This is a genomic window from Streptomyces sp. TRM49041 (genome assembly GCF_008271805.1).
Taxonomy (GTDB): domain Bacteria; phylum Actinomycetota; class Actinomycetes; order Streptomycetales; family Streptomycetaceae; genus Streptomyces.
On sequence record NZ_VSRY01000124.1, the window covers coordinates 1 to 12,948 of the forward strand.

Genomic DNA, 12,948 nt, shown 5'->3' on the forward strand with positions numbered 1-12,948 from the left:
GTGGGAGAGTAGGACACCGCCGAACTATTTTTGATGGGGGAGCCCCGCACCGTTGGTGCGGGGCTTCTCGCATTTCCGGGGTTTTTGGAGCCTCCTATGGAGACTCCCTTTCCATCCTCTCGTTCCATATCCTCTCGCAGCCGCTTCTCAGAGGCGTCCCGCAGCTTTCAGCGCCAGATACGCGTCGGCGAGGGCGGGGGCGAGGTTCTGCGGAGTCGCGTCCACGACCGTGACACCGTGCCGTTCGAGCTGTTCCGCGGTGTGGCGCCGCTGAGCCTGGGCCTGGGCGCCGGCGGCAGCCTCGTACACCGCCTGAGCCGTGCCGCGAGACTTGGTCATCTCGTCGGCGTGGGGATCCGAGACGGAGGCCACCAGCACGGTGTGCCGCTGGGTGAGCTGCGGCAGGACCGGGAGCAGCCCTTCCTCGATCGGGGCCGCGTCGAGGGTCGTCAAGAGCACGACGAGCGAGCGGCGCGGGGCTGCGGCCAGGGCCGCGGCGCTGAGGCCGCGCGCGTCGGTCTCGACCAGCTCGGGCTCGAGCGTCGCCATGGCGTCCACCATGGCCGACAGGACGTCCCCCGCCGCACGGCCCTGTACCCGTGCCCGGGTCCGGCGGTCGTATGCCAGCAGGTCCACCCGGTCACCCGCACGCGCTGCGAGCGCGGTCAGGAGAAGGGCCGCGTCCATGGCCGCGTCGAGCCGTGGGACGTCGCCCACACGGCCCGCCGAGGTACGGCCGGTGTCCAGTACCAGCAGGATGTGCCGGTCGCGTTCCGGGCGCCACGTGCGGACGGCGACGGAGGACTGGCGGGCCGTGGCCCGCCAGTCGATGGAACGGGTGTCGTCGCCTGGGACGTACTCGCGGAGGCTGTCGAACTCGGTGCCCTCGCCCCTGGTCAGCACGCTGGTGCGGCCGTCCAGTTCACGCAGGCGCGCCAGCCTCGACGGCAGGTGCTTACGGCTGGTGAAAGGGGGCAGCACACGGACCGACCACGGCACGCGGTGGCTGCCCTGGCGGGCGGCCAGCCCCAGCGGGCCGTACGAGCGGACGGTGACCCGCTCAGCCTGCCGGTCGCCGCGGCGGGTGGGCCGCAGCAGCGTCTTCATCCTGCGGCGTTCGCCCGCTGGCACGTCGACCTTGTGTCTGGAAGCCGTCTGCTCGCTCCCCGTGGACCAGCTGCTGGGCGGCCACGCGTCGCGGACATCCGCCCGGAGGCGACGCCTGGACGGGTTCGCCACCATGAGCTCCACCTCGGCGCCGTCACCGAGTCGAACGGTCGTGTCACCACTTCGGGTGAACCGCAGTGTTCGTACTGGCGCCGCGAGCATGTAGTCGCACAGAATTGCGAGGGACAGGGGGGCGTTGACGGCGAGCATCCCTGTCCAGCTGGGAGCCAGGATCCCGACGGGCAGTGAGCCGATCGCGGCCAGGAGCGCGGTTCGTCCGGTGAGGGCCATGGGTCACTGCCTTAGCGAGGGCGCGGGGACGTGGGCGAGGATCGAGCTGATGACGGAGTCGGCCGTAAAACCCTCCATCTCCGCCTCGGGGCGCAGCTGGATGCGGTGACGCAGAGTGGGCAGGGCCAGGGCCTTCACATCGTCCGGGATGACGTAGTCGCGGCCGGTGAGCCAGGCCCAGGCGCGGGCGGTGGAGAGCAGAGCGGTGGCGCCTCGCGGGGAGACGCCAAGTGTGAGCGAGGGGGATTCACGAGTGGCACGGCAGATATCGACCACATAGCCGGCGATCTCGGCGGAGACCGAGGTCCGGGCGACCGCACGGCGCGCGGCTTCCAGATCCGCGGGGCCGGCCACCGGGTGGACACCGGCGCCCTTCAGGTCACGGGGGTTGAAGCCCTCCGCGTGGCGGGTCAGCACGTTGATCTCGTCGTCGCGCGAGGGCAGAGGCACCGTCAGCTTCACGAGGAACCGGTCCAGTTGCGCCTCGGGGAGTGGGTAAGTGCCCTCGTACTCCACGGGGTTCTGCGTCGCGGCGACCAGGAACGGCTCGGGGAGCGGACGCGGGGTGCCGTCCACCGTGACCTGGCGCTCCTCCATGGCCTCCAGAAGCGACGACTGGGTCTTCGGCGGAGTCCGGTTGATCTCGTCGGCGAGCAGCAGGTTGGTGAAGACCGGTCCCGGCTGGAAGGAGAACTCGGCGGTTCGGGTGTCGTAGACCAGTGAACCGGTCACGTCGCTCGGCATCAGGTCAGGGGTGAACTGGACACGCTTCGTGTCGAGTTCCAGCGACGCGGCAAGCGCGCGGACGAGCAGCGTCTTGGCGACACCGGGCACGCCCTCCAGGAGGACATGGCCTCGGCAGAGCAGGGCGACAACGAGTCCGGTGACAGCGGGATCCTGCCCGACCACGGCCTTGGCGATCTCGGTGCGCAGGGCTTCCAGCGAGGCGCGGGCGCGGTCCGAGTTCTCAGGGGTCTCGGGGGTCGGGGCACTCATGAGGTGCGTACCTCTCTTTCGAGGGCGTCGAGTTGATCTGCCAGGAGGACAAGCGCGGCGTCATGTGTGGGAGCCGGGCCGAACAACAGGTCCCGTAGGTCTGTCTCGCCGCCGGACAGCCGGGCCGACAGGGCGGGGAGCAGGGCGTCGGGGGAGTGGGCCTCCCTCGTCGGGACGCCCACGAGTGGGGCGAGTCGTGCGCGGGTCGCCGAGCGCAGCACAGCGGCGGCACGGTCACGGGCGTTCGCCCGGAAGTAGAGGCGGGCACGGCCCTCCGTCGCCTCCGAGGCGCGGATGGCGACTGGAAGGCGCTCCGTGACAAGGGGGCCGAGGCGGCGGGCACGCCAGATCGCGGTGAGCGCGGCAGCCACGGCGAGTTGCAGTGTGCCCCAGAGCCAGCCCGAGGGGATCAGGCTGAGGAAGTCCGATTCCTCCTCGACGCCGCGGTCCCCGCTATCAGCGAGTGAGGGGAGGTACCAGACGAGATGGGTGCGGGAACCGAGGAGTTGCAGAGCGAGCGACGCGTTGCCCTCGTCGGCGAGGCGGTGGTTGAAGAGAAGATCGGCCGAGCCGAGCAGCACGGTGTCGCTGCCGGCGGTGCCCTTGAGGTGGACGAGGGTGGGCAGGCCGTCGCTGAAGTAGCAGGTGTCGGCAGGGTCGGCGCCCGTCGTCACGTACCGCTTGCCGCCGAGATTTGCCGAACCCGCGCGGCGGGCCTCCGGCCAGGAGCAACCCGGTGCGAGCGCCGTGACGGGGTCGGGGAGTTCGGCCGTCACGCCAGGGGCCAGGCTGTCAACGGATGGCGTGCCGGGGGCGAGGAGGACGGTGCGGCCACCGGAGTTGTCCATCACGCCACGCAGCACGGTCTGCTGGTGATCGGTCAGCAGGTCCGGTGCCGTGACCAGCAGAGTGGAATCGGGGCCCGCCGCGGCCGTGACCTCGTCGAGAGAGGTGGCCACGCGGATGGAGACACCGCGTTCCTTCAGCAGTTCGGCGACGGCACGGCTGCCGTTGCGGTCCGTGGAGCGCGGGTCGAGGCGTCCGTGCCGGTCGCCGGTGCCCAGCAGGGCCAGGATGACGCCCGCCACGATGAGCAGGGCGACCGCGAAAAGAATGCCCCGGGCACGGGTCCAGACCTGCCGGGTGTCCCGGGACAGGGAGGTGTTGGAGGCGGTCACTCGGCGGCTCCCTGGGCGGCACTGCTCCACTGGGGCCTGGCCCGCTCCAGAGCGGTGTCCAGATCCTTGAGGCGCTGGTACGCGCGCTGGTCGGCGGTGCGGCCGCCGTATGTCACGTCGTCGAACTCGCGGGCGGCGGCACGCAGCTCATCCGAGTGGGCCGACAGCGCGCGGCCGGCCTCCGCGGCCGCCTCGTCCGCCGTACGGCCCGGGCGCGGGTCGAGGAGAGTGCGTTCCTCCAAGGAGCGGACGACGGCCCGCATGCGCTCCTGCACGGCCTGGTTCCAGCGCCCTGCAGCCGCGTGCTTCTCAGCGGCGGCGCGGTGGTCCCCCGCGGTGCGCGGACCGTCGTCGAACAGCGAGTCCGACGTTCCCGCGGCGCGCTTCGGCGCGCCGAGCCGCAACCACAGGGCCACGGCCAGGGCCACGACGACGAGGACGATCACCATGATGCCCAGCCAGCCGCCCGGGGTGGCACCCGACGCGGACGCGAAGAGGCCGTTGATCCAGTCCAGGAAGGCGTCCACGGCGCGGAGGAGAATGTTCGGCTCGTCCTCCCCGTACATCGGCTTGGACAGCTCCCGCTCCGCCGCCTCACGCGCCGGCACACGCGGAATGTCCAGCGGTGGCACGTCGTCGCCCGTGGGGACCAGCCGCCACGCCGACACCGCTCCCCCCGTGATCGGCACCGCATCAGCTCCTAGGAGTGGTGTCGCCCGGCGAGGCCGGGCCGTAGCCGGGCACGCCCGCAGCCCGGCCGAGTTCGAGGTCGAGGGCCTCCCGGCGGATGCGCTGGTCCACGTACAGGAGGACGGTGACACCGGCGGAGATCGGGTACATGATCGCCGATGCGATGACGGCACCGATACCGCTGATGATCAGGAACGTCCAGCCGAGCTGAGCGTTGCCCCCCGCGAACATGGCGTCGATCCCGTCACCGTCCACCGCGTACGCGACGATGGTGAACGGCAGGGACACGATCATCGCCACCACGAAAGTCAGCAGCGCCGTCAGGATGAGAATGCCGAAGATCCGCCACCAGGAGCCCTGCACGAGCTTCGCCGAGCGGCGCAGCGACGCCAGCACACCCTGCCGCTCCAGCATCAGAGCCGAGTAGGCCAGGCTGAAGCGGACCGTCAGCCACAGCACGACGAGCACCGCCCCGAGACCACCCAGGAACACCAGCAGGGCACCCGCCCCGGAGCCGATCAGCAGCCCCGGTGCGATGCCCACCGCCACGACGGCGACGACGATCAGCGGGACGAGGAACGTCAGACCAAGCAGGGGGAGCAACCGGGGGCGGGCCTCACTCCAGACGTCCGAGAACGTCACCGGACGGCCCAGCACCGAGCGGCTCACCACGAACGTCAGCAGGGCCGTGGTGACGAACGTGGCCATGAGGCCGAGCAGCATCGCCGGAGCCGCGGAGACCATGCTCACCCGCAAGGACTCCGCCAACTGCTCCAGCTGCTCCGACGGGCTCGCGTCCGGATTGATCTGAGGCTGCTGAGGCAGCACATAGCGCTGCAGGAGGATCTGGGTGATCTGCACGACGGCGGACACGGCCAGAGTGATACCGAGAACCGTCCGCCAGTGCGCGCGCAACGTGGACACCGCGCCGTCGAGGATCTCGCCCACACCCAGCGGGCGCAGCGGGATCACACCCGGCTTCGGCGCCGTCGGCCTGCCCCAGCCCGCGTACGGCCCACCGCCCCGGCCAGGGGGCGGTGGCGGAGCCTGCCGGCCAGGGCCGGGAGCGGCCGGTGGGGACCACTGGGCGGCGGGTGGCTGGTTCTCGGACCACTTCGGAGCGGGAGCCTGGTCACCGGCCGGGTGCGGCGCACCGGCGCCCTGGTCGTCGGACGGGGAAGGAGATCCGGGCGAAGCCCAGCCCGGAGAGTCGTTCACGGTCGTCCACCTCGTGGCTTGGTCGCGGGGCCCACTCGTCGAGCCGGGTCGGTCACGGCGCCTGGCCGCCGTACTGAGCGGCAGGTCGGCAGCCATCGTGCCACGCGACACCCGACCCCTGGCCAGGGCCCTGGAGACTTCAACGCCAACGTCAACACCTTCATTGTCACTGGTTCAGCGGGCAGACTGGTCGGATGGCTGATCAGTACGCAGGAAAGCCCCTCGGTGAACAGCCGCCCGCGCCGCCCGTGCTGCGCTGGGCGGACCCCCCGGAAGGCCCCGTCGTGGTGCTCCTCGACCAGACACGGCTCCCCGCCGAGGAGGTCGAGCTGGTCTGTACGGACGTGCCCGCCCTCGTGCGGGCCATCCAGGACCTTGCCGTCCGCGGCGCGCCCGTACTGGGCATCGCGGGCGCCTACGGGGTGGCGCTGGCCGCCGCCCGCGGTTACGACGTGGAGGAAGCCGCGGCTCAGCTTGCCGGAGCGCGGCCCACCGCTGTGAACCTCGGATACGGGGTACGGCGCGCCCTCGGCGCGTACCGGGCCGTGGCCGAGAAGGACGCCGAGCCCGAGCGGGCCGCAGAAGCCGCGCTTGCGGAGGCCCGGCAGCTGCACCGGGAGGATGCCGAGGCCAGCGAGGCCATGGCCGCCCGGGGCGTGGCACTGCTCGACGAGCTCCTGCCCGGCGGCAGTCACCGGATCCTCACCCACTGCAACACCGGTGCCCTGGTGTCGGGCGGCGAGGGCACCGCGTTCGCCGTCGCCCTGGCGGCACACCGGGCCGGGAGGCTGCGCCGCCTGTGGGTCGACGAGACACGGCCCCTGCTGCAAGGCGCCCGGCTCACCGCCTACGAGGCCGCCCGCAACGGCCTGACGTACACCCTGCTCACCGACAACGCCGCCGGGTCTCTCTTCGCGGCGGGCAAGGTCGACGCCGTCCTCGTCGGCGCCGACCGCATCGCCGCCGACGGATCCGTCGCGAACAAGGTCGGGACCTATCCCCTCGCGGTGCTCGCCAAGTACCACCACGTACCGTTCGTGGTGGTCGCACCCGTGACCACCATCGACACCGACACCCCGGACGGGGCGTCCATCGAGGTCGAACAGCGGCCGGGAAGCGAAGTGACGCAGCTCACAACACCGGTGCAGGTGGGCTCGGCCGGACTGGGTACGGGCGCAGGGGCACCGGTCGCGCCACTCGGAACGCAGGCCTACAACCCCGCCTTTGACATCACGCCGCCCGAATTGGTGACCGCGATCGTTACCGAGGCAGGAGTGGTATCGCCGGTGACCGGAAGAGGAATCGAAGAGCTGTGTGCCAGGTCACGCCAGGTAACGATTAGCTAATGGGATGATGTCGATTATGAAGGGACGCGTCCTCGTCGTCGACGACGACACCGCACTTGCCGAGATGCTCGGGATCGTGCTCCGTGGTGAAGGGTTCGAGCCGTCGTTCGTAGCGGACGGCGACAAGGCACTCGCCGCATTCCGGGAGAGCAAGCCCGACCTGGTGCTGCTCGACCTCATGCTGCCCGGACGGGACGGCATCGAGGTGTGCCGGCTCATCCGGGCCGAGTCCGGAGTACCGATCGTGATGCTCACCGCCAAGAGCGACACCGTGGACGTCGTCGTCGGCCTCGAATCCGGCGCCGACGACTACATCGTCAAACCGTTCAAGCCCAAGGAGCTCGTCGCCCGCATCCGGGCACGACTCCGCAGGTCCGAAGAGCCCGCACCCGAACAGCTCACCATCGGTGACCTCGTCATCGACGTGGCCGGCCACTCGGTGAAGCGGGACGGGCAGTCCATCGCCCTCACCCCGCTCGAGTTCGACCTCCTCGTCGCGCTCGCCCGCAAGCCGTGGCAGGTCTTCACCCGCGAAGTGCTCCTCGAACAGGTCTGGGGCTACCGCCACGCCGCCGACACCCGCCTCGTGAACGTGCACGTCCAGCGGCTCCGCTCCAAGGTCGAGAAGGACCCCGAGCGGCCCGAGATCGTCGTGACCGTCCGTGGCGTCGGCTACAAGGCGGGACCGAACTGACATGACCCGCGGCAGTGCTGCTCCGAAGCCCGGGAATCCGGGAGTCCGTGCGGGGCGGGCTGCCGGACCCGGGCACGGCCCCTCACGCCTGGGCCGCGTCCTCCACGGCGGACGCCTGCTCCAGGACGGAGCACCGGGCGGACCGGTGCTCCGCCTCCTGGCGCGCTGGATCCGCCGCCCGCTGCTGCCCGCCGTACGGCTGTGGCGGCGCAACATCCAGCTGCGCGTGGTCGTCGCCACCCTGCTGATGTCGCTCGGCGTGGTGCTGCTGCTCGGTTTCGTCGTCATAGGACAGGTCCGCAACGGCCTCCTCGACGCCAAGGAGAGGGCCGCCCAGAGCCAGGCCGCGGGCGGCTTCTCCGCGGCGCAGGACGAAGCCAGCGCCGCCACCGGCTCCGCCGGGCCCGAAGGCGGCGACGGCACCGGAGCCACCTCACGATCCCTGCTGAACTGGCGCTCCGACCTCGTCGTCCAGCTCGCCAGCGGCGGCGCCGGAGCCTTCGACGTCGTCGCACTCAGCTCCGACTCCGCGGGCACCGCACCCAGCCGCGGCGCCCGCGCGTCCGGCGGAGTCAAAGTCGAAAGCATCCCCGTCGCCCTGCGCGAAGCCGTCGCACAAGGCACCGGCACCTTCCAGACGTACACCCGGATCCAATACGCCGACGGACAGCACTCCGAACCCGGACTCGTGATCGGCAAGCGCCTCAACGACGTCGAGGGCAACACGTACGAGCTGTACTACCTCTTCCCCCTCACCCAGGAAGAAGCCTCCCTCACCCTCGTCAAGACGACCATCGCCACCGCCGGGCTCTTCGTCGTCGTCCTCCTCGGCGCCATCGCCTGGCTCGTCGTCCGGCAGGTCGTCACCCCCGTCCGCATGGCCGCCGGCGTCGCCGAACGACTCTCCGCCGGACGCCTCCAGGAACGCATGAAGGTCACCGGCGAGGACGACATCGCCCGCCTCGGCGAAGCCTTCAACAAGATGGCCCAGAACCTCCAGCACAAGATCCAGCAGCTGGAGGACCTGTCCAGGATGCAGCGGCGCTTCGTCTCCGACGTGTCGCACGAACTCCGCACACCCCTCACCACCGTCCGCATGGCCGCAGACGTCATCCACGAGGCACGCGGCGACTTCGACCCCGTCACCGCGCGTTCCGCCGAACTCCTCGGCGACCAGCTCGACCGGTTCGAATCACTCCTCGGCGACCTCCTGGAGATCAGCCGCTTCGACGCCGGCGCCGCCGCACTCGAAGCCGAACCGATAGACCTGCGCGACGTCGTACACCGCGTCATCGGCGGCGCCGAGCCCCTCGCCGAACACAAGGGCGGCCACATCCGCGTCATCGGCGACGAACAACCCGTCATCGCCGAAGCCGACGCCCGACGCGTCGAACGCGTCCTGCGCAACCTCGTCGTCAACGCCGTCGAACACGGCGAAGGCCGCGACGTCGTCGTACGCCTCGCCGCAGCCGGCGGCGCCGTCGCCGTCGCCGTACGCGACTACGGCGTCGGCCTCAAACCCGGCGAAGCGACCCGTGTCTTCAACCGCTTCTGGCGCGCCGACCCCGCACGCGCCCGCACCACCGGCGGAACCGGCCTCGGACTGTCCATCGCCCTCGAGGACGCCCGCCTCCACGGTGGATGGCTCCAGGCATGGGGCGAACCCGGCGGCGGCTCACAGTTCCGGCTCACCCTGCCCCGCACCGCCGACGAACCCCTCCGCGGCTCACCCATACCCCTAGAACCCGACGACTCCCGCCGCAACCGGGAACGGGCAGCCGCCGAAACGGCACAACAGAACACCCGGCACACCGGCGTACCCGGACAGACCCAGGCCGGCAGCGGCACCGGACTCCACGTCCCGCCACGATCCGCCGTACCACCCCGCCAGACCCGGACCGCCACCGCCGACCCCACCGCGCTCCCCGGCAGCGGAACCCGAGTCGTCGCACGCGGACAGACCGGCCGGACGGCCCACGACACGCCGACCGACCAGGAACACACAGAGCGGAAGGACACCACCCGTGGGCGCTGACCGCCGCCGGCACCACCATCGGCGAACGGCACGCGGCGCGGCAGTCCTCACCTGCGCCGCCGTCCTCGCCGGCTGCGCCTCCATGCCCGACAGCGGAGACGTCAGCGCCGTCAAGGCATCCCGGCAAGGCGACTCCCAGGTACGCGTCTACCCCGTGCCGCCCCGCGAGAACGCCGAACCCGCCGAGATCGTCGAGGGGTTCCTGGAGGCGATGACCGGCGACGACCCCGGCTTCGCGACCGCCCGCAAATACCTCACCAAGCAGGCCGCGCGCACCTGGAAGCCCGAGGAACGCACCACGGTGCTCAGCTCCGCCCCCGTGCCCCAGCAGGCCGAACCCCGGCGCCCGGAACGCGGCGCACCCCGCGACACCCAGACCCTCGTCTACCAGGTGTCCGGGCAGAAGGTCGCCACCGTCGACGACCGGCACGCCTACCAGCCGCTCGGCTCCGTCTCATATACCGAGTCGATCCATCTCGTCCAGCAGCACTCCGCCGACGGCAAGCAGAAGGAATGGCGGATCGACGTCCTGCCACAGGGCCTGCTCCTCAGCGAATCCGACTTCCAGCGCAACTACCGATCGGTCAACAAGTACTACTTCGCGTCCGGCAAGAACTGGGTGGTCGCCGACCCGGTCTACATCCGGAAACGCCAGGACCCCGTGACGCGGATGGACTCACTGACACAGACGGTGAAAGCCCTCCTCGAAGGCCCGACGAACTGGTTGAAACCCGCCGTCGATTCACGCTTCCCCACCGGGACGGCGCTGAAGAAGGACACCACGTCCCTGACGACGGACGACCGGAACACACTGAAGGTGCCGCTCAACGACAAGGCCGACAACGTCGACCTCGAGCAGTGCCGCAAAATGGCCGCCCAAGTCCTCTTCACCGTCGGAGACCTGGCCTCCACCAGAGTGGAACAGGTGGAACTCCTGCGCTCCGACGGGCGCTCGCTGTGTGTCGTCGGCGAGGACCAGCGATCCGACTTCACCGCCGACCCCACCCCAGGGCTCCGCGAGAACCCCTACTACATCGACGCCTCCGGAAAGCTCGCCCGCCTCCAGGCCGGCGCCAAGGAAACCGTCGAACCCAGACACGTGTACGGGCCCTTCGGCGACGGCGCCGCCAAGGTCGAGAAGGTCGCCGTGGCACGCGACGAGAAGCACGCCGCCGCCGTGTCCGAGAACGGCCGCACACTCCGCGTCGCGTCCATCGAAGCCGACGCGGAACTCCCCGAACCACTCGTCGCCAGTCGCGGCGCCCGGCCCGATGACCGACTCTCCGCGCCCAGCTGGGACGGACGCAACGACCTGTGGGTCGCCGACCGCGACCCGGCCACCCCCAGACTGCTGCTCCTCCGCGGCGGCTCCGGTGCGCCCATCACCGTCACGACGCCGTGGCTGACCGACGGCGTACGCATCGAGGGACTCCGGCTCTCCGAGGACGGGGTGCGCGTGGCCCTGCTGCTCAGCAAGGGCGGCAAGACCACACTGCAGATCGGCCGCGTCGAACGGCAGAGCACCGGCGACCGGCAGAACGTCTCCGTCGTGGACCTCAAGGCCGTGGCACCACGCATGGAGTCCGTGACCTCGGTGTCCTGGGCCGGGCCCAGCCGCCTCGTCGTCCTCGGCAAGCAGTCCGGCGGCGTGCAGCAGGTCCGCTACCTCCAGACCGACGGCTCCGCCGCGGCCGGCGTCATCCCGGGCCTCAACCAGGTCAACGCCGTGGCCGCCGCGAACGACGAGCGGGCACCCCTGGTCGCCTCGGCCGACGACGGGATCGTACGGCTCCAGTCCGGTGTGAACTGGCAGCCCATGGTCGAGAAGGGCACCTCACCCGTCTACCCCGGCTGAAACGTCTACCCCGGCTGACACCGGCGACCGCCCCTTCCACCGCAGTTGTCCACAGGGGTGGCACCCCGCCCCCGGCCACGCCAGAGTGGACCTCATGCGGGGATGGTGGCAAGAGATCACCGGGCTCGTCCTGCCGGTGACCTGCGCCGGGTGCGGCCGTTCCCGTACGGCTCTGTGCGACACCTGCGCCAGGTCGCTGCACGGGCGGCCGCCGGTACGGGTACGACCCGAGCCGGAACCGGCCGGGCTCCCGGGTGTGTGGGCCGCCGCGCCGTACGCCGACGCCGTACGAGCGGTCCTGCTCGCCCACAAGGAGCGCGGTGCCCTCGGGCTGGCCCCAGCCCTGGGCGTGGCCGTGGCGGGGGCTGTACGGGCCGCTGCGGGGGGTGAGGGGGCCTGCTGGGGGACGGGGGTGGGTGGGGGTGGGGCGGGGGCCCTCCCCCTGGTGCTGGTTCCGGTGCCGTCGGCGCGCCGCGCTGTGCGGGCGCGTGGCCATGACGCGGTGCGGCGGGTGGCTGTGGCGGCGGCCGGGGAGCTGCGGCGTGCGGGGCTGGCGGCGCGGGCCGTCCCGGTGCTGCGGCAGCGGCGGGCGGTCGCGGACCAGGCCGGACTGGACGCGAAGCAGCGGCTGGCGAACCTGGCGGGCGCGCTGGAGGTGGTCGCCGGGGGCGGGCGGCTGCTGCGGGGCGCGCGGGTCGTCCTGGTCGACGACCTCATGACGACCGGCGCCTCACTGGCCGAGGCCGCGCGTGCCCTGCGCGACGCGGCGGTGCGCGACGCGGCGGTGCGCGAGTCGGCGGCGGGCGATCGGTCGGTGCCCGACGCGGCGATGTCTGATACCTCGATGGGCGGTACGGCACTGGGTGACTCCCCTGCCGGGAATCCGGTGCCGCACGGCGCGGCGGGGAGCGGTCGGGCCCCGCGCGATGTGGTGCCGAGCAATCCGGCGGCGGATGATGTGGCTGCGTACCACCGGGTATTGCCGTTTGCGGCAATACCCGATGCGGCGTTGCGTGACGCGACGTTTCGCGGTGCCGGAGTGCCTGGATCGGCACCGCGTGACATGCCGATGGGGGCCCGTGAACAGGGCCTGCTGATCAGTGCTGCTGTTGTCGCAGCTTCTCCAAAAGCGTTCGCGATAAACCGGAACTGACAGGGAAGTTGCAACGTTGCAGGTGGTGAGGGACCAAGAACACCTGATCGGAGGTTTGTGCTGGTAGCGGGTGCCGAGACCCGTCCGGGCGAGCTATGTTCGGTTGTACAGGAATGGCGAATGCCGCCCTTCACCGAATGCGCCGCCATGCGTCCGAACGGAATCCGGAGCCGGTCAGCACATCGAAGTTGTGGGGTGGGGATCTTGTCGACTGGGGAGGAGGACGTCGAAGTCGCCAAGTCCGAGGCTCCGGTGCTCACCGGGGTCTGGTGCAAAAGGGAGATGCTCGCCAGCAGCTGAGCTGGTTGGAGCGATCCGGGAACGG

At 71.0% G+C, this 12,948-nt stretch carries 10 protein-coding genes; 5 read left to right on the forward strand and 5 right to left on the reverse strand.

Annotated features, from left to right (window positions below):
* Positions 1–147: 147 nt before the first annotated feature.
* Genes FVS66_RS15110 through FVS66_RS15130 form a run of 5 tightly spaced genes read right to left on the reverse strand, consistent with a single transcriptional unit; the run spans position 148 to position 5,540 of the window.
* On the reverse strand, positions 148–1,458 hold the full coding sequence (locus FVS66_RS15110) for a DUF58 domain-containing protein (RefSeq protein WP_149181722.1): 1,311 nt from the start codon (positions 1,456–1,458) through the stop codon (positions 148–150).
* 3 nt (positions 1,459–1,461) lie between these two features.
* The gene (locus FVS66_RS15115) at positions 1,462–2,454 is read right to left on the reverse strand and encodes a MoxR family ATPase (protein ID WP_149181723.1); all 993 of its coding nucleotides are present in this window, start codon (positions 2,452–2,454) and stop codon (positions 1,462–1,464) included.
* Positions 2,451–3,632 carry a DUF4350 domain-containing protein gene (locus FVS66_RS15120; protein WP_149181724.1) on the reverse strand — a complete coding sequence of 394 codons (1,182 nt, stop codon included), beginning with the start codon at positions 3,630–3,632 and terminating at the stop codon, positions 2,451–2,453. Before FVS66_RS15120 ends, FVS66_RS15115 begins: the two co-directional genes overlap by 4 nt.
* The gene (locus FVS66_RS15125) at positions 3,629–4,321 is read right to left on the reverse strand and encodes a DUF4129 domain-containing protein (protein ID WP_262387009.1); all 693 of its coding nucleotides are present in this window, start codon (positions 4,319–4,321) and stop codon (positions 3,629–3,631) included. Before FVS66_RS15125 ends, FVS66_RS15120 begins: the two co-directional genes overlap by 4 nt.
* Before the next feature lie 4 nt (positions 4,322–4,325).
* On the reverse strand, positions 4,326–5,540 hold the full coding sequence (locus FVS66_RS15130) for a hypothetical protein (RefSeq protein WP_149181725.1): 1,215 nt from the start codon (positions 5,538–5,540) through the stop codon (positions 4,326–4,328).
* Positions 5,541–5,734: 194 nt separating this feature from the next.
* On the opposite strand from FVS66_RS15130, the gene mtnA reads away from it, so the two are divergent.
* The 5 genes from mtnA (at position 5,735) to FVS66_RS15155 (ending at position 12,623) form a co-directional block, all read left to right on the forward strand.
* A complete protein-coding gene (gene mtnA, locus FVS66_RS15135) occupies positions 5,735–6,886 on the forward strand; it encodes an S-methyl-5-thioribose-1-phosphate isomerase (protein ID WP_149181726.1) in 1,152 nt (383 codons plus the stop codon).
* 4 nt (positions 6,887–6,890) lie between these two features.
* Positions 6,891–7,580, forward strand: a complete 690-nt coding sequence (gene mtrA, locus FVS66_RS15140) for a two-component system response regulator MtrA (RefSeq protein ID WP_187645534.1) — start codon at positions 6,891–6,893, stop codon at positions 7,578–7,580.
* A 1-nt stretch (position 7,581) separates the two neighbouring features.
* The gene (gene mtrB, locus FVS66_RS15145; protein ID WP_187645535.1) at positions 7,582–9,615 is read left to right on the forward strand and encodes an MtrAB system histidine kinase MtrB; all 2,034 of its coding nucleotides are present in this window, start codon (positions 7,582–7,584) and stop codon (positions 9,613–9,615) included.
* The gene (locus FVS66_RS15150) at positions 9,605–11,470 is read left to right on the forward strand and encodes an LpqB family beta-propeller domain-containing protein (RefSeq protein ID WP_149181729.1); all 1,866 of its coding nucleotides are present in this window, start codon (positions 9,605–9,607) and stop codon (positions 11,468–11,470) included. The genes mtrB and FVS66_RS15150 overlap by 11 nt, the downstream gene beginning before the upstream one ends.
* A gap of 94 nt (positions 11,471–11,564) precedes the next feature.
* Positions 11,565–12,623 (forward strand): ComF family protein, encoded by a 1,059-nt coding sequence (locus FVS66_RS15155; protein WP_149181730.1) that lies wholly within the window; start codon positions 11,565–11,567, stop codon positions 12,621–12,623.
* The last annotated feature ends 325 nt before the right edge of the window (positions 12,624–12,948 follow it).

Bases quoted from the DNA above. Each gene is read 5' to 3' on its own strand.
- FVS66_RS15110 (WP_149181722.1), bottom strand. From the start codon at position 1,458: ATGGCCCTCACCGGACGAACCGCGCTCCTGGCCGCGATCGGCTCACTG.
- FVS66_RS15115 (WP_149181723.1), bottom strand. From the start codon at position 2,454: ATGAGTGCCCCGACCCCCGAGACCCCTGAGAACTCGGACCGCGCCCGC.
- mtnA (WP_149181726.1), top strand. From the start codon at position 5,735: ATGGCTGATCAGTACGCAGGAAAGCCCCTCGGTGAACAGCCGCCCGCG.
- mtrA (WP_187645534.1), top strand. From the start codon at position 6,891: ATGATGTCGATTATGAAGGGACGCGTCCTCGTCGTCGACGACGACACC.
- mtrB (WP_187645535.1), top strand. From the start codon at position 7,582: ATGACCCGCGGCAGTGCTGCTCCGAAGCCCGGGAATCCGGGAGTCCGT.
- FVS66_RS15155 (WP_149181730.1), top strand. From the start codon at position 11,565: ATGCGGGGATGGTGGCAAGAGATCACCGGGCTCGTCCTGCCGGTGACC.